We start from the raw sequence: 17,345 nt of genomic DNA on the forward strand, positions 1-17,345 counted from the left end.
TCGTGCGAAACTATCGAATATGTTGAGCCTGGACGATTTGCAGCTGCTGGAAGCCGTGCGCGCCACCGGCAGCCTGTCGCGCGCGGCCGAGCGCCTGGGCAAGGCGCCGTCTACCGTGTCATATGCCGCGCGCCAGCTGGAAGAGCGGCTGGACGCCCTGCTGTTTGACCGCGCCGGCTACCGCATTGCGCTCACGCCGGCGGGCCTGCTGCTGGTGGAGCAGGGCGCGCAGCTGCATGCCCAGGCGCAGCGCCTGACCGACCGCGTGAAGCAGGTGGCGCGCGGCTGGGAGGCCGAGCTGCGCATCGTGACCGACGAGCTGGCCAACATCGAGGCGCTGCTGCCGCTGGTGGCCGACTTTGATGCGCTTAACAGCGGCGTGCGCTTGCGCTTTGCGCATGAGGTGCTGGGCGGCACCTGGGAGGCGCTGCTGGACCAGCGCGCCGACCTCGTGGTGGCCGCCACCAATGAGCCGCCGGCCATGGCGCACCTGCAATGGTTTGAGTTGACCCAGCTGGAATGGGTATTTGCCGTGTCACCCCGGCACCCGCTGGCGCGCGCGGCCAAAAAGGGGAAGCCCCTGTCAATGGAAGCCATCACCGCCCACCGCTCGGTGGTGGTGGCCGACACGTCACGGCTGGCGCAGGCCCGCAGCTACGGCGTGCAGACCCACCAGGAGCGCCTGGCCATGCCCAGCATGCGCGCCAAGATTGCGGCCCAGGTGGCAGGCCTGGGCGTGGGCTGGCTGCCGCTGGAGAAAGTGCGCCAGCATTTGAAGAAGGGCACGTTGGTGGCGCTGGAAACGCAAGACCCGCGCGAGCCGAACCTGCTGTTTGTGGGCTGGCATTCGCACCGCGCCGGGCCGGCGCTGCAGTGGTGGGTGGAGAAGCTGCGCGATCCGCGGCTGGTGGGGCCGCTGCTGCACCAGAATTACTGACTAGTTGCTTGGCAGTTGCTATAAAAAGAGAAGCTGCTTGCGCATATTCGATGGGGGTCGGAGGCTGATTTATATAAGACTCAGCGGTACTTGAATACTTCAGCATTTTGATTTCAAAGACAGCCGCAACCGACCAGAAGCGGACACGCGGTAGCGCCGGTGAGCAACTCTAAAGCGGACGTCACCCACTGTGGGATAGGCAGGCCTATGAGTCAAAAGCTGGGCAATAAGGTAGGCCTGTTGTTGCCACTACGTCGAAACACGCCCAGACTCACGCTTCTAGTTGCAGAAGGGCGCTTGTCGACTGTTCCTAGGATGCACAATGGTGGGTAGTATCACCCAAATCGTAACCGTAACCGCAATCGGACCTCTCCCAGTGGCTAGCTCTGACCAACTTAAGGCGCTCATCAAATCGCACATCAGTCGCGATGATGGACAGTTCTTGTCGGTCGCTATGCAAGTGGCCGCGCATGAGGCGAAGCTCGGGCACGTCAAGTTGGCCGAAGAACTGCGAGATCTGATTGACGCGGCCAAGGCACGTGTCAGCCAAGACCCATCAGGCAAACTGGTCGCAATAGGCAGTGCTGCTAAGCCAAAGAGTGAATTGGCAAATCTGCTCACCGTCTCGCATCCGGCGAATCGGTTGGGGGATATGGTGTTGGACGATGTGGCTTCGACTCAGCTGCACAGAGTAATTCAAGAACAGCGGCAGCTTGCGCGCATTAAGGAACATGGACTCTCGCCTCGCCGGAAGTTGCTGCTCGTGGGACCACCTGGTACGGGCAAGACAATGACAGCCGCTGCGCTGGCTGGAGAGCTGGGCATTCCCTTGTTTCTGGTCCGTCTGGATTCGCTCATTACAAAGTTCATGGGCGAAACAGCGGCAAAGCTTCGGCAAGTCTTCGACACCGTGACTGATATCCGTGGCGTTTACTTCTTCGACGAATTTGATGCCATTGGATCTCAGCGGGGCATGGCGAATGATGTGGGTGAGATTCGCCGGGTATTGAACAGCTTCTTGCAGATGATCGAGCAGGACACGTCGAATAGCCTGATCATCGCGGCGACAAATCACGCTGAGATCCTTGACTACGCATTGTTCCGCCGATTCGACGACGTTGTTGAATACCACCTGCCGTCGCCCACCCAAGCCGGCGAGCTCATTCGTTCACGTATCGGTCGGTTTGCTCCCAAGCCGTTCCGAAAGGATGCAATTCGGGGGCAAGCCGAAGGGCTGAGTCATGCTGAAATTTGTCGTGCTGTCGATGCCGCCATCAAGGATGCGATCCTGCATGATCAAGATAAAGTGCAACCAGCTGAGCTGGGTAAGGCGTTAGAGGAACGCCGACTCGTCAACGCAAAGCTGGCATATAACTCGAAGCACTCGCCCAACCATGCCGGATCACACACACGATAAGCGCCCCCACTTTGTTCTAGCGGATACCTCAACCCCTCAGGCGTTCACCGCGCCTGGTGGCGGCGGGTCTAATGATGATGTCCCCCAACGGGACCGCGCGCAACACTCGGCGTCCCTCCGATCCCAACTGAACGCGCTCAAGCCAGTTGCCCAACATGCGCGTCAGGTCCAGCAGGAGCAAGGACTAGAAAGTGGGCTTGGACTGCAAGTCCAATTCGTTGGACAACCCGACGTTGCACTTGCCTTCGAGAGCCTCGGCTCGGAGCGTGGAAAAGACCCACGCAAGAAAATCGAAGTACTAAGCGTTCGTACAGAAGGCAACACGACCTACGCAAACGTATTTGTCCCCGATGGGAAGCTGGCCCATTTTGAGAAGTACGTGGCGGACTATCTTGCCGAGCGCAAGAAAAGCAATGGCCACGCGCTGGATCACAGTGCATTGCTCGACACGATTCTTGCCATTCGGAGCGCGGAGATCCGTGCGCTGTGGACAGACGACCTGGCGCTTCTACCGCAAGACGCTGCGGAGTCAATTTGGTGGGAGGTCTGGCTACCCGTCCGCGGCGACCGTCACGCGGTGCTTTCGGACTTCCGAAAACTCGCAGCTCTGGCAAATTGTCAGGTCAGCGAGCACCACATCAGCTTCCCTGAACGGTCCGTCGTTCTGATGTACGGATCTCAACAGCAATTCGCAACATCGGTTCTGACGCTCAACTGCGTCGCGGAACTTCGCCGCGCAAAGGAAACGGCTGAGTTCTTTGACGGCATGACGCCAGTTGAACAGCAGGAGTGGTCAGCTGAGACACTTGCCCGATTGACGGTTGCGGCAGAGGCCGACACCGTCCCTCGCGTTTGCCTCCTCGATTCTGGTGTGAATCGAGGGCACCCGTTGCTCTCGCCATTCATCGCTGCTGCAGACTTGCACGCAGTCCAACCCGCCTGGGGCGTGGACGACACGGCAAATCATGGAACTGGTCTTGCCGGGCTCGTCGCCCTGGGAGACATGGCCGCGGTCCTGGCGTCGAACGGGCCATTGCTGGTGGAGCATCGGCTGGAATCGGTCAAGCTTACGCCGCATCAGGGTGCAAATTCCGGAGATTCGCGACAACATGGCTATCTTTTTGCCGAAGCCGTGGCGCGTCCGGAAGTCGCGGCACCTGCGCGCCCGCGTGTGTTCACATCGGCGGTTACATCTAGCGATGATCGCGACAAAGGGCGGCCGTCGGCTTGGTCTGCGACCGTAGATCGCCTTGCCAGTGACTACGATGGGAATGGTCAGTTTCCGCGCCTTTTCGTTCTTTGTGCTGGCAACACCGAGGACGCTCAGACGTGGGATATATATCCAGCAGGCTTGGGTACGCGTGGCATTCGCGATCCCGGTCAGGCCTGGAATGCACTTACGGTGGGCGCCTATACAGAAAAAGTCAACATTACCGAAGCTGATGCTCAGGGCTATGTCCCCGTTGCTCCAGAGGGCGGGGTCAGTCCATATTCCCGGACTTCGAACGGTTGGAACTCAGCATGGCCGCTGAAGCCCGACGTCGTCTTTGAGGGTGGCAATGCTGGGAGAAACGCGCTTGGCTCCATCGGCATAAACAGCCTCAATCTGTTGACCATGCACAACGCCCCTCAGGAGCGTCTCTTCACGACGACCAACGCCACCAGCGCAGCTTCCGCGCTTGGGGCGCGTATGGCCGCGCAATTGATGGCTGCGTATCCGGCGCTGCGCCCCGAAACGATTCGAGCGCTCATCGTGCACTCAGCAGAGTGGACGAGCGCAATGCGTGCAGGCTATTTTCCAGCCCATGGCATGCCGACAAAGTCCGACTATGTGAATTTGATTCGCCATTGCGGCTGGGGGGTACCAAATCTAGAACAGGCGCTATGGAGTGCAGGTAATTCGCTGACCTTAATCGTCGAAGATCAGGTGCACCCCTTCAAGAAGGTGGCGAGTCGAGGGATCGTCACCCGCGACATGAACTTGCATACGCTGCCTTGGCCGAGGGAACAGCTACTGGCATTGCCGCCAGAGACGCAAGTTGAGTTGTGCATCACGTTGTCGTACTTTATTGAGCCGAATCCGTCTGCACGGGGGGCTTCTTCGAAGTTCCACTACCCATCACATCGGCTGCGCTTTGACGTGCAGCGCCCGCTAGATGCGACGACTGCAGATTTCGTTGCCCGGATCAACGCTGCGGCGGAGTTGGAAGACGACGGAGCCCATATTGACCCCAAAGATCCAAACTGGATTCTTGGGGATAAGCAGCGGCATCGCGGTTCGCTGCATAAGGACATCTGGCGCGGAACCGCCGCCGAGTTGGCAAATCGCGGCGTTGTCGCTGTCTATCCCTCAAAGGGTTGGTGGCGCACACGCCCCGCTCAGGAACGCTACAACCTTCCCGCCCGATACAGCCTGATCGTCTCTATCCGTACGCCTGAAACTGACGTCGATCTCTACACGCCGATCGCTGACATGATTGCCGCGCCGGTCAATACATCCGTCGTCATCGAAACCTGAAGATAGCACCGCATTGCCAGTGGCCCCACTAATTAGCCGAGGGTCCTCACCTGTTATGCGAACTTGTTGCTGCTCCGCGCCGCGTCTACCGAATAGCGGTCTTGTCCAGATGTCTGCAACTGGTCCTTATCGGCATTGCAGCTCGCCTAGGGTTGCGCGACGATTGTGAAGGCAGGCGTCTCCAACTACTCCGCCGCCTCCAAACCATTAGCAAAATGCTCCCGCATCCGTTGCTGCGTGCGCTCAGCATCGCGCGCCAGCAGCGCGGCCATGATGGCCTGATGCTCGGCCAGTGACTCGGCAATGCGCCCGGTCTTGAGCAGGGAGTTGTGGCGGTTCAGCTTCATGACCTTGCGCAGGTCGGCCACCATCTGGTCGCGCCAGCGGTTGTTGGCAATCTCCAGCAGCCGCATGTGGAACTGCTCGTTCACCGCAAAGAACTGGTCGGTGTTGGCCTTGCCTGGCTTTGCCGCAGCCTCCAGCGCCTTGTGCAGGGCCTGCAGTTCCTTCAGCTCGGCGTCGGTGGCCTTGGTGGCCACCACGGCGGCGGCGTCACTCTCCAGCAGGCTGAGCAGGTGGTACACGTCGGCCAGGTCTTGCTGCGACACCTCGGTCACATAGGCGCCGCGGCGCACCTTCATGGTCACCAGGCCCTCGGCGGCCAGCACCTTGAGCGCCTCGCGCAGGGGGGTGCGGCTGATGCCGTATTCCTCGGCGAGCTTCAACTCGTCGATCCAGCTGCCGGGCGCCAGCTCGCGGCTGAAGATGCGCTGGCGCAGCAGCTCGGCCACCTCTTCATAGAGGGCGCGGGGGGTCAGGGTGACGGCAGACATGCAGTGGTGTTGGGGGGCCAGGGTCGCGCCAATTTAAGCACAGAATTTATTTTGCATCAATAATTATGAATGATATAAACTCCGGGTAAACCTGAGCATGCCCCCCGCAATGCCCCTCTACAAAGCCCTGTCATGAGCGATAAAACCCCCCCATTTGCCACGCCCGGCCTGGATGCCTGGGCCAAGGCGGCCGCCAAGTCCGCCCCCGGCGGCGACCTGAGCGCCCTCAACTGGCAAACGCCCGACGGCATCACCGTCAAGCCGCTGTACACCGCGGCCGACACGGCCGGCCTGCCGCACGCCAACACGCTGCCGGGCTTTGAGCCCTATCTGCGTGGCCCGCAGGCCACCATGTACGCGGCGCGCCCCTGGACCATCCGGCAATACGCGGGCTTTTCCACGGCGGAGGAGTCCAACGCCTTCTACCGCAAGGGCCTGGCCGGCGGCGGGCAGGGCGTGAGCGTGGCGTTTGACCTGGCCACGCACCGCGGCTACGACTCCGACCACCCGCGCGTGACGGGCGACGTGGGCAAGGCCGGCGTGGCCATCGACAGCGTGGAGGACATGAAGATCCTGTTCGACCAGATCCCGCTGGACAAGGTGAGCGTGTCCATGACCATGAACGGCGCGGTGCTGCCGGTGCTGGCAGGCTACGTGGTGGCGGCGGAGGAGCAGGGCGTGTCGCAAGACAAGCTCTCAGGGACCATTCAGAACGACATTCTGAAAGAGTTCATGGTCCGCAACACCTACATCTACCCGCCCAAGCCGAGCATGCGGATCATCGGCGACATCATCGAGTACACGGCGCAGCACATGCCCAAGTTCAACTCGATTTCGATCTCGGGCTATCACATGCAGGAGGCCGGCGCCAACCAGGCGCTGGAGCTGGCCTTTACGCTGGCCGACGGCAAGGAGTACGTGAAGACGGCGCTGGCCAAGGGCCTGAATGTGGACGACTTTGCGCCGCGCCTGTCCTTCTTCTGGGCCATTGGCATGAACTTCTATCTGGAGGTGGCCAAGATGCGCGCGGCGCGCCTGCTGTGGTGCCGCATCATGAAGGGCTTTGACGCCAGCAACCCCAAGAGCCTGATGCTGCGCACCCACTGCCAGACCAGCGGCTGGAGCCTGACCGAGCAGGACCCGTACAACAACGTGGTGCGTACCACCATCGAGGCCATGGCCGCCGTGTTTGGCGGCACGCAAAGCCTGCACACCAACAGCTTTGACGAAGCGATTGCGCTGCCCACCGAGTTCAGCGCGCGCATTGCGCGCAACACCCAGCTCATCATCCAGGAAGAGACGCACATCACCAGCGTGATCGACCCCTGGGCCGGCAGCTACATGATGGAAAAGCTCACGCAGGACATGGCCGACGCGGCGTGGGCCATCATTGAAGAGGTCGAGGCCATGGGCGGCATGACCCGCGCGGTGGACAGCGGCTGGGCCAAGCTCAAGATCGAGGCCGCGGCGGCCGAGAAGCAGGCGCGCATCGACAGCGGCAAGGACGTGATCGTGGGCGTCAACAAATACAGGCTGGCCAAGGAAGACCCGGTGGAAATCCGCGAGGTCGACAACGTCAAGGTGCGCGAAGGGCAGATCGCGCGGCTGCAGCAGATCAAGCAGAATCGCGATGCAGCCAGCGTGCAGCAAGCACTGGCTGCTATCACTTCTGCAGCAGACAAGGGCGACGGCAACCTGCTGGCGCTGAGCATCGAGGCCGTGCGCGCCCGCGCCACGGTGGGCGAGATCAGCGACGCGCTCGAGGCCGTTTTTGGGCGCCACCGCGCCGATACGCAAAAGGTGACCGGTGTGTACGCAGCCGCTTATGACAGTGCCCAGGGCTGGGAAGCCCTGAAGAAAGAGATCGACGCGTTTGCCGAAGCCGAGGGCCGCCGCCCCCGCGTGATGATCAGCAAGCTGGGGCAAGACGGCCACGACCGCGGCGCCAAGGTGGTGGCCACGGCCTTTGCCGACCTGGGCTTTGACGTGGACATGGGTCCGCTGTTCCAGACCCCCGAGGAATGCGCCCGCCAGGCCATCGAGAACGACGTGCACGCCGTGGGCGTGAGCACGCTGGCGGCAGGCCACAAGACGCTGGTGCCCGCCATCATCCAAGAGCTGAAGAAGCAGGGCGCCAACGACATCATCGTGTTCGTGGGCGGCGTGATCCCCGCGCAAGACTACGAGTTTTTGTACGAGGCCGGCGTCAAAGGCATCTACGGCCCCGGCACCCCCATCCCCGCCAGCGCCAAGGATGTGCTGGAGCAGATCAAGAAGGCGTTGGCGTGAACCCTCGCCCGTTCAGGCTGAGCCCAACTCCGTTCGGGCTACAGACCACCCCGTTCGGGCTGAGCCCAACCCCGTTCGGGCTGAGCCTGTCGAAGCCGCGCAACTAACCCCCCCCGTGAACCCCTTCCACGTCTACATCCTCCGCTGCGCCGACGGCTCGTACTACACGGGCCAGACGGATGACCTCGAGTCCCGCATGCAGCAACATGAAGCAGGCGACATCGGCTACACCGCCACGCGCAAGCCCGTTGAGCTGGCCTGGCAAGGTGAGTTTGAAACGCGGGAGGGCGCCATCGCGTTTGAACAGCAAATCAAGGGCTGGTCCAGGGCGAAGAAGGAGGCGCTGATGGCGGGGGACTGGGGGCGCGTCAAGGAATTGGCGAAGTCAAAAGCCCCCGTTCGCCCTGAACTGGCCCAGTCCAAAAATGCCGTTCGCCCTGAGCCTGTCGAAGGGCTTCGACCCTTCGACAAGCTCAGGACAGGCCAAACTCAGCCCGAACGGGGATTGTTGGATCGTCTGCTCGACAAAGACACAACCACACAGCGCCGCGCCATCGCCAAAGCCATCACCCTGCTGGAGTCCACCCGCGCCGACCACCGCGCTCAGGCTGACGAACTGCTCACGGCATTGCTGCCGCACACAGGAAGCAGTTTCCGCCTGGGCATCAGCGGCGTGCCAGGCGTGGGCAAAAGCACCTTCATCGAGGCGCTGGGCCTGTACCTGATTGAGCAGGGCCACCGCGTGGCGGTGCTGACCATCGACCCGTCTTCCACCGTCTCGGGCGGCTCCATCCTGGGCGACAAGACGCGCATGGAAAAGCTGTCTGTGCACGAGCGCGCCTACATCCGCCCCAGCCCCAGCAGTGGCACGCTGGGTGGCGTGGCCGAGAAGACGCGCGAGGCCATGCTGGTCTGCGAGGCCGCGGGTTACGACGTGGTGATTGTCGAAACCGTGGGCGTGGGCCAGAGCGAGACGGCCGTGGCCGGCATGACCGACATGTTCGTGCTGATGCAACTGCCCAATGCCGGCGACGACCTGCAGGCCATCAAGAAGGGCGTGATGGAGCTGGCCGACCTGGTGGTGATCAACAAGGCCGACCTCGATGCCGACGCCGCCACCCGGGCCCAGGCGCAGATCACGAGCGCGCTGCGCTTGTTGGGGATGCATGGGCGGAATGGGGTGCATGCTGAGGTTGCCGGCACCTCCGTTCCGAATGAGCCTGCCACTAAACCCGTTCGGGCTGAGCTTGTCGAAGCCCCCGCGAGCCCTTCGACAAGCTCAGCCCGAACGGTTGGGGTGTGGCACCCGCAAGTCATCCAGCTCAGCGCCTTGCTGGGCCAGGGCGTGGACACCTTCTGGTCCACCGTCACCGAATTCAAAAACCTCCAAACCGCCAATGGCAAGCTCGCCACCCGTCGCCAGCAACAGGCGCTGGCCTGGATGTGGGAGCGGATCGAGGCCGGGCTGAAGCAGGCGTTTCGCCAGCATCCGGCCGTGCGCGAACTGTTGCCGCAAACCCTGGCCGATGTGGCCGCCGGGCGCGTTCCGGCCTCCACTGCAGCACGAAATCTGCTTGAAGTCCAGGCCAGGCGGCCCTGAGAAGCTATCAAAATCAGAGCAAACCGAGAACCCGATATGCACGACATCCTCGAACAACTTGAAAAAAAACGCGCCGCAGCCCGCCTGGGCGGCGGCGAGAAGCGCATTGCCGCGCAGCACGGCAAGGGCAAGCTCACCGCCCGCGAGCGGCTGGAGCTGCTGCTGGACGAAGGCACGTTTGAAGAGTGGGACATGTTTGTCGAGCACCGCTGCGTGGACTTCGGCATGGCCGACCAGAAGATCCCCGGCGATGGCGTGGTCACCGGCTACGGCATGATCAACGGCCGCCTGGTGTTCGTCTTCAGCCAGGACTTCACGGTGTTTGGCGGCGCGCTCTCCGAGGCCCATGCCGAAAAAATCTGCAAGGTGATGGACCAGGCCATGAAGGTGGGCGCACCGGTGATTGGCCTGAACGACTCGGGCGGCGCGCGTATCCAGGAGGGTGTGGCCAGCCTGGGCGGCTATGCCGACGTGTTCCAGCGCAACGTGATGGCCAGCGGCGTGGTGCCGCAGATCAGCATGATCATGGGCCCCTGCGCCGGCGGCGCGGTGTACAGCCCGGCCATGACCGACTTCATCTTCATGGTCAAGGACAGCAGCTACATGTTTGTGACCGGCCCAGAGGTGGTCAAGACCGTGACGCATGAAGAAGTCACGGCCGAGGAACTGGGCGGCGGCATCACCCACACCACGCGCAGTGGCGTGGCCGACATGGCGTTTGAAAACGATGTGGAGGCGCTGCTCATGCTGCGCCGCCTCTACAACTACCTGCCGCTGAACAACCGCGAGAAGCCCCCGGTGCGCCCCAGCAACGACCCGGCCGACCGCATGGACCTGAGCCTGGACACCCTGGTGCCCGACAACCCCAACAAGCCCTACGACATGAAGGAGCTGATCGCCAAGACGGTGGACGACGGCGATTTTTTTGAGCTGCAGCCCGAATACGCCAAGAACATCCTCATCGGCTTTGCCCGCATGGAAGGCCAGACCGTGGGCATCGTGGCCAACCAGCCCCTGGTGCTGGCGGGCTGCCTGGACATCAAGAGCAGCATCAAGGCCGCGCGCTTTGTGCGCTTTTGCGATGCGTTCAACATCCCGGTGGTCACGTTTGTGGATGTGCCCGGCTTCATGCCCGGCACCAGCCAGGAGTACGGCGGCATCATCAAGCACGGCGCCAAGCTGCTGTATGCGTACGCCGAGTGCACCGTGCCCAAGATCACCGTGATCACCCGCAAGGCCTATGGCGGCGCCTACGACGTGATGAGCTCCAAGCACCTGCGCGGCGACGTGAACTTTGCCTGGCCCAACGCCGAGATTGCGGTGATGGGCGCCAAGGGCGCGGTGGAAATCATCTTCCGCGAAGACCGCAAGGACCCGGCCAAGCTGGCCGCCAGGGAGGCCGAGTACAAGGCCCGCTTTGCCAACCCCTTTGTGGCCGGCGCGCGGGGCTTCATTGACGACGTGATCCTGCCGCACGAAACGCGCAAGCGCATCTGCCGCTCGCTGGTGATGCTGCAGGGCAAGAAGCTGGAAAACCCGTGGCGCAAGCACGGCAACATTCCGCTCTGAAACAGAACCTCCCAGATACAGAAAGGGCGCATTGCCATGTCCATTTCCCTTTACTACCACCCGTACTCCCGTGCCGCGGGCACGCTGTGGGCGCTGGAAGAAGCCGGTGTGTCCTACGAATTCAAGCTGATCGACATCATGAAAGGCGAGCAGAAGAGCGCGCCACTGGTGTCCATCAATCCCATGGGCAAGCTGCCCACGCTGGTGGATGGCGATGTGGTCGTGAGCGAGTCGGCGGCCATCGCCCTGTATCTGGCGGACCGGTACGCACCGGGGCGGCTGGCGCCGGCGCTGGACGACCCCAGGCGCGGCACCTACCTGCGCTGGGCGTTTTTTGCGCCCAGCGTGATCGAGCCGGCGGTGATGGCCAAGGGCGCGGGCTGGGCGGTCAAGGAAGTGTCCGCCGGCTGGGGCAACTACGCATCGATGATTGCCGCCGCCGAGAGTGCCATCGAAGGCCGGCAGTTTGTGCTGGGGGATGATTTCTCGATGGCCGATGTGGTGTTCGGCGGCCTGCTGCGGTTCCTGATTGACTTCAAGCAGATCGAGCCCAGCCCGCTGTTTTCAGCGTACATCGCGCGGCTGAATGCCCGCCCGGCCTCCCAGCGCGCCGAGGCGCGCAACCAGGAGATGCGGAAGAAGCTCGGGCTCCAGTAGAGCCCGCCCAGGATCCCGCGATCTCTCCCCCCGACAAGAACGGAGCCCCGAAGTGTTCACCAAAATCCTGATCGCCAACCGCGGCGAAATCGCCTGCCGCGTCATGCTCACCGCCCGCAAGATGGGCATCCGGACCGTGGCGGTGTATTCCGACGCCGACAAGGACGCCCGCCATGTGGAGCTGGCCGACGAGGCCGTGCACATTGGCGCCGCGCCATCACGCGAGAGCTATCTGCTGGCCGACAAGATCATTGCCGCCTGCAAGCAGACCGGCGCGCAGGCTGTTCACCCGGGCTATGGCTTTCTGAGCGAGAACGCCGAGTTTGCCAAGCGCGTGGAAGAAGAGGGCATCACCTTCATCGGCCCCAAGCACTACTCCATTGCCGCCATGGGCGACAAGATCGAGTCCAAGAAGCTCGCGGGCAAGGCGGGCGTCAACTGCATCCCCGGCGTGAACGACGCGATCGAGACGGCCGAGAAGGCGGTGGAGATTGCCAGGGGCATTGGCTACCCGGTGATGATCAAGGCCTCGGCCGGCGGCGGTGGCAAGGGCCTGCGCGTGGCCTTCAATGACAAGGAAGCGCTGGAAGGCTTCACCAGCTGCCGCAACGAGGCGCGCAACAGCTTTGGCGATGACCGCGTGTTCATCGAGAAGTTTGTGGAGGAGCCGCGCCACATCGAGATCCAGCTGATCGGCGACAGCCAGGGCAATGTGATCTACCTGAACGAGCGCGAGTGTTCGATCCAGCGGCGCCACCAGAAGGTGATTGAAGAGGCGCCAAGCCCCTTCATCAGCGACGCCACGCGCAAGGCCATGGGCGAGCAGGCCGTGGCGCTGGCCAAGGCCGTGAAGTACCAGAGCGCGGGCACGGTGGAGTTTGTGGTGGGCAAGGACCAGAGCTTTTATTTTCTGGAGATGAACACCCGTCTGCAGGTGGAGCACCCGGTGACGGAGTGCATCACGGGGCTGGACCTGGTGGAGTTGATGATCCGCGTGGCCGCCGGCGAAAAGCTGCCGCTCACGCAGGCGGATGTGAAGCGCGACGGCTGGGCCATCGAGTGCCGCATCAACGCCGAGGACCCGTTCCGCAACTTCTTGCCCAGCACCGGCCGCCTGGTGCGCTTTCAGCCGCCGAAGGAGACGATGTTTGCAGGATCCGTTCGTCCTGAGCCGATATCCGTTCGTCCTGAGCTTGTCGAAGGAGGGCTTCGACAAGCTCAGCCCGAACGGGAAAGAGCTCAGCCTGAACGGGAAGGAGCTCAGCCCGAACGGAAAGAAGAGTTCTTTGGCGTTCGCGTAGACACCGGCGTGCAGGATGGCGGCGAAATCCCCATGTACTACGACTCGATGATCGCCAAGCTCATCGTGCACGGCAAGGACCGGCTCGACGCGATTGCCAAGATGCGAGAAGCGCTCAACGGCTTTGTGATCCGCGGCATCAGCAGCAACATCCCGTTCCAGGCGGCGCTGCTGGCCCACCCGAAGTTCGTCAAGGGCGACTTCAACACCGGTTTCATTGCCGAGCACTACACGGCAGGCTTCAGGGCCGAGGACGTGGTGCATGACGACCCGGCCTTCCTGGTGGCCCTGGCCGCCTATGTGAACCGCCGCGCGCGCGGCCGCGCGGCCGGCATCAGCGGGCAGTTGCCGGGCCACGGCATCCTGATTGGCGAGAAGTTTGTGGTGCTGGGCCTGGGCGCTGACGGCCAGAACACGCCGCATGCCGTCGAAGTGACCGACTTTCAGGCCAAAACAGGCTCCAGTGCAGTGCTGGTGGGCACCAGCTGCTATGAAATCTGTAGCAACTGGCACCTGGGCGCCAGCCGCATCCGCGGCACCGTCAATGGCCAGCCTTTCACCGCGCAGGTGGAGCGGCGCACGCCCAAGAATCCGCTGGCCATCCGCGTCATGCACAACGGCACGCAGCTGGATGCGCTGGTGCTGTCCAGCCGCGCGGCCGAGTTGCACGCGCTCATGCCCTACAAGGCGCCGCCCGACATGAGCCGCTATGTGCTGTCACCCATGCCCGGCCTGCTGGTGGACGTGGCCGTGCAGCCGGGCCAGAAGGTGCAGGCCGGTGAGCGCGTGGCCGTGATCGAGGCCATGAAGATGGAGAACGTGCTGTTTGCCGCGGCCGATGGCGTGGTGGGCAAGGTGCTGGCGCAAAAGGGCGAGTCGCTCGCGGTGGACCAGCCGATTGTTGAGTTTGCCCTGGGCGAGCCCTGATCCCGTTCGGGCTGAGCCTGTCGAAGCCCTGCAATTGCCTAAGCCCTTCGACAAGCTCAGGGCGAACGGTGGAGTAATTGATGAACCGTCCCTTTAAAGTCCTGGGCATCCAGCAGATCGCCATCGGCGGCCCCGACAAGGCGCGCCTGCGCACGCTGTGGGTCGACCTGTTCGGCCTGGAAGTCACCGGCACCTTCCGCAGCGAGCGCGAGAACGTGGACGAAGACATCTGCGCCATCGGCAGCGGCCCGTTCAAGGTCGAGGTCGATCTGATGCAGCCGCTGGACCCGGACAAGAAGCCCGCCGTGCACACCACGCCCCTGAACCACGTGGGCCTGTGGATTGACGACCTGCCCGCGGCGGTGGACTGGCTCGGCCAGCAGGGCCTGCGCTTTGCACCGGGCGGCATCCGCAAGGGCGCGGCCGGCTTTGACATCTGCTTTGTGCACCCCAAGGGCAACGATGAACTGCCCGTGGGCGGCGAGGGCGTGCTGATCGAGCTGGTGCAGGCGCCGCCGGAGGTGGTCCAGGCCTTTGCCGCGCTGGCATCGGCGAGCATGACTTCCCGGCTTTCAGTGATTGGCGGAGTTCAGTAGCTCCCGCACCGTCGCGGCAATGGGGGCTGCGGCCTCAAGCTGGAGGAAGTGGCCGGCGCCGTCCATGGTCTGCAAGCGTCCGTTGGCCACGGCTTTCGCCGCGCGATGGCCTCCCTCGCGCAGGAACTTGCGGCTGCGCCCACCCACAAGAACCACGGTCGGCTGGGCGACCTGAGCGAGCGAGGCAGGGGTGAGTTCCTCGCCAGTCCCGAGCCGGATTTCATGCCCCACGGCCGCGGCATCGGCCGCAAAGGCGGCCTTGTCGCCTTCTGCCAGGCGGTCCAGCGCGTTGCGCCCATCGGTTTCCTGAAAGACCCAGCGCGAGAAGCGGGTTCCGCCCCGGGCCGCGCCGGCCATCGCACCCCAAAGAATCGACAACACCACACCATTGAGCAGCGTCGGGGAAGGATGCTTCTTGGCGTGCAGCGGTGGCTCCAGCAGGACCAGGGCACTGACCTTCTGCGGGTGGCGAAGCGCCAGATCCAGGGCAATCACGCCGCCAATGCTCCACCCCACGATCACGGCGGGCGTGGCTTGCAGTGATTCGAGCAGCCAGGCCGCGTCGTCCGCGTGCTCGCGCAGGCTGCGCACCTGTTCCCCGGTGGAACCCGAGAACCCCCGGCGGCCGTACTCGATGACGCGTGCAAATGACGCGATCTGCCCGGGCAGGGTGCCCCACACGGGCGGGGCGCTGCCGTGAATCAGCAGGACGGGTGGCCCATGGCCCTGGCTGCGCCAGCACAGGTTGCGGCGTTCGTCGTGCAGGTTCAATGGCGGGGGGAGCTGGGTCATGGCACACTCCAATTCATTTGATGGTCCAGTTAATATACTGATAATAGGAGTATTAATCAATGATGCCACGAACCAGTCCAGCCACTGAATTGAGCCCGACGGGGTTTGCCGTTCTGGCCATGTTCCGGCGCCAGGCGGACTCCGCCTATGGCGTCACCCGGCAGATGAAGCTCAACCTTCACTACCTTTGGCCCAGTGCCGAAAGCCACATCTATTCCGAGGTGGCGCGGCTTGAAAAGAGCGGCCTGCTGGCTGGGCGGGATGAGGCCACCGGCAAGCGCCCGCGCCGGATCATGCAGGTCACACCGCTTGGCGAGGAAGCGTTGAAGCGCTGGCTGGCCCGGCCCGTGGCGCCCGGGTTGTCGCTGCAGTCCGAGTCCCTGCTGCGTCTGTACTTCGCCACCCTGGGCGACAAGTCGCAGCTGCTGGATGCCCTGGCCTCCCTGCAACGGGAGGCCGACACCATGCGCGAGGTGGCGGTGCGGGTGGGCGAGGCCTATCTGGCTGGCGAAGGGGTGGCGCCCGAGCAGGCCCATGTCCGCGCGCTGGTGCATGAGCTGCTGGGCGACCTGAGTGTGTTGCTGGTCGGGTGGAGCCAACGGGCGCAGGGGCTGGTGGACGCCTGGCCAGATTTGTCGCCGCAGCGCAAGCAGGCCCAGGCCATGCGGCGCTTTGCGTCAACGCAGAAGCGAATCCAGGCATCCCTGGTGGAACCCTCCGCAGGCAGCGGCGCCTGAAACGCAGCGCGGCGGCCCGAAGCATGGACCATGGACAATACGGGCTCGTTCAATCAATTGACCGGTAGCCTCTTCAATGGACCTCTCCCGCTTCCCCCGCCGCCGCTACACCCCCTTCACCACCCCGCTGGAATTCCTGCCGAATTTCACCAAGGCCCTGGCAGCCAGCTGCCCCGGCGGCCAGGGGCCCGACATCTGGATCAAGCGCGACGACATGCTGGGCCTGTTCCCGGGCGGCAACAAGACGCGCAAGCTCGAATTCCTGGTGGCCGACGCGCTGGCCCATGGCGCCGACACGCTGGTCACCTGCGGCGCGCCGCAGTCCAACCACTGCCGCATCACGCTGGCCGCGGCGGTGAAGGAGGGGCTCAAGTGCCGCTTTGTCATTGAAGAGCGCGTGCCTCACAGTTACGACGCCAACGCCAGTGGCAACAACTTCATGTTCCGCCTGATGGGCGTGGAAGCCATCACCGTGGTGCCCGGTGGCAGCAACATGGCGCTGGCCATGCAGCAGGTGGTGGATGACCTGGCCGTGGAGGGCCGCAAGGGCTATGTGATCCCCGGCGGCGGCTCCAACGCCATCGGTGGCCTGGGCTATGTGGCCTGCGCGCAGGAGCTGCAGCAGCAGCTGTTTGACCAGGGCGTGCAGATCGACCGGCTGGTGGTGGGCTCGGGCAGCTCGGGCACGCACGGCGGGCTGGTGGCGGGCTTTCTGGGCAACCACATCAACATCCCCATCGTGGGCATTGGCGTGAGCCGCGACCCGGCCGACCAGGACCCGCTGGTGCTCAAGGAGGCTCAGGCCGTGGCCGACCTGCTGGGCATGAACATGACCATTCCGCGCGAGGCGGTGCTGAGCGTGGGCGGCTACTGGCAGCCCAAGTATTCCGTGCCCAACGCCGGCATGATCGAGGCGGTGCAGATGCTGGCCCGCACCGAGGGCATTCCGCTGGACCCGGTCTACACCGGCAAGATCATGGCGGGCCTGATCGGCCTGGCGCGCCAGGGCTTTTTCAAGCCCGGCGAGAAGCTGCTGTTCCTGCACACGGGCGGGTTGCCTTCGCTGCACGCCTATGAGTCGGTGGTGCTGGGCCAGGCCTGAAGCATGAACGCTTTCGCGCTACTGCAAGGCGCGCCGCGCTGACGCGAAACTGACGCGCCGCCTGTGGCGCG

General features: G+C 63.5%; 12 protein-coding genes and 3 pseudogenes. 13 read left to right on the plus strand and 2 right to left on the minus strand.

The genetic code is table 11. From position 1 onward, the window contains the following. Window positions 1-19: 19 nt before the first annotated feature. From KF796_10990 to KF796_11000, 3 genes are all read left to right on the plus strand, one after another. Window positions 20-937: a LysR family transcriptional regulator gene (locus KF796_10990; GenBank protein MBX3587159.1), complete on the plus strand. Its 918-nt coding sequence runs from the start codon at window positions 20-22 to the stop codon at window positions 935-937. Window positions 938-1,313: 376 nt separating this feature from the next. Next, window positions 1,314-2,354: an ATP-binding protein gene (locus KF796_10995; protein ID MBX3587160.1), complete on the plus strand. Its 1,041-nt coding sequence runs from the start codon at window positions 1,314-1,316 to the stop codon at window positions 2,352-2,354. Then, a complete protein-coding gene (locus KF796_11000) occupies window positions 2,332-4,872 on the plus strand; it encodes a S8 family peptidase (protein MBX3587161.1) in 2,541 nt (846 codons plus the stop codon). The genes KF796_10995 and KF796_11000 overlap by 23 nt, the downstream gene beginning before the upstream one ends. Window positions 4,873-5,057: 185 nt before the next feature. On the opposite strand, the gene KF796_11005 is transcribed toward KF796_11000, so the two are convergent. Beyond that, window positions 5,058-5,705, minus strand: coding sequence for a GntR family transcriptional regulator (locus tag KF796_11005; GenBank protein MBX3587162.1), 648 nt, complete (start codon window positions 5,703-5,705; stop codon window positions 5,058-5,060). 132 nt (window positions 5,706-5,837) lie between these two features. Between KF796_11005 and scpA the strand changes: the two genes are divergently transcribed. From scpA to KF796_11045, 8 genes and pseudogenes are all read left to right on the plus strand, one after another. Further along, window positions 5,838-7,994 carry a methylmalonyl-CoA mutase gene (gene scpA / locus KF796_11010; protein MBX3587163.1) on the plus strand — a complete coding sequence of 719 codons (2,157 nt, stop codon included), beginning with the start codon at window positions 5,838-5,840 and terminating at the stop codon, window positions 7,992-7,994. After that, window positions 7,960-8,379: pseudogene (locus KF796_11015) on the plus strand (GIY-YIG nuclease family protein). Before scpA ends, KF796_11015 begins: the two are co-directional and overlap by 35 nt. Window positions 8,380-8,502: 123 nt before the next feature. After that, window positions 8,503-9,594 carry a methylmalonyl Co-A mutase-associated GTPase MeaB gene (gene meaB / locus KF796_11020; GenBank protein ID MBX3587164.1) on the plus strand — a complete coding sequence of 364 codons (1,092 nt, stop codon included), beginning with the start codon at window positions 8,503-8,505 and terminating at the stop codon, window positions 9,592-9,594. Between the two features lie 36 nt (window positions 9,595-9,630). Next, the gene (locus tag KF796_11025) at window positions 9,631-11,163 is read left to right on the plus strand and encodes an acyl-CoA carboxylase subunit beta (GenBank protein ID MBX3587165.1); all 1,533 of its coding nucleotides are present in this window, start codon (window positions 9,631-9,633) and stop codon (window positions 11,161-11,163) included. Window positions 11,164-11,199: 36 nt separating this feature from the next. Further along, entirely contained in the window at window positions 11,200-11,820 is a 621-nt protein-coding gene (locus tag KF796_11030; protein MBX3587166.1) for a glutathione S-transferase family protein, read from the plus strand. A gap of 52 nt (window positions 11,821-11,872) precedes the next feature. Then, a pseudogene (locus KF796_11035) lies at window positions 11,873-12,973 on the plus strand (ATP-grasp domain-containing protein). Between the two features lie 135 nt (window positions 12,974-13,108). Continuing rightward, a pseudogene (locus KF796_11040) lies at window positions 13,109-14,047 on the plus strand (acetyl/propionyl-CoA carboxylase subunit alpha). An 80-nt stretch (window positions 14,048-14,127) separates the two neighbouring features. Beyond that, on the plus strand, window positions 14,128-14,643 hold the full coding sequence (locus KF796_11045; protein ID MBX3587167.1) for a VOC family protein: 516 nt from the start codon (window positions 14,128-14,130) through the stop codon (window positions 14,641-14,643). Here KF796_11045 and KF796_11050 read toward each other — a convergent pair. Beyond that, complete coding sequence (locus tag KF796_11050) at window positions 14,620-15,435, minus strand: alpha/beta hydrolase (GenBank protein MBX3587168.1); 816 nt, start codon at window positions 15,433-15,435, stop codon at window positions 14,620-14,622. The two genes, KF796_11045 and KF796_11050, sit on opposite strands and share 24 nt — an antisense overlap. Before the next feature lie 59 nt (window positions 15,436-15,494). Between KF796_11050 and KF796_11055 the strand changes: the two genes are divergently transcribed. Continuing rightward, entirely contained in the window at window positions 15,495-16,172 is a 678-nt protein-coding gene (locus tag KF796_11055; protein ID MBX3587169.1) for a PadR family transcriptional regulator, read from the plus strand. Window positions 16,173-16,248: 76 nt separating this feature from the next. Next, a complete protein-coding gene (locus KF796_11060) occupies window positions 16,249-17,274 on the plus strand; it encodes a D-cysteine desulfhydrase (GenBank protein ID MBX3587170.1) in 1,026 nt (341 codons plus the stop codon). Window positions 17,275-17,345: the final 71 nt, after the last annotated feature.

This window comes from Ramlibacter sp. (assembly GCA_019635435.1).
Lineage (GTDB): Bacteria > Pseudomonadota > Gammaproteobacteria > Burkholderiales > Burkholderiaceae_C > JAHBZM01.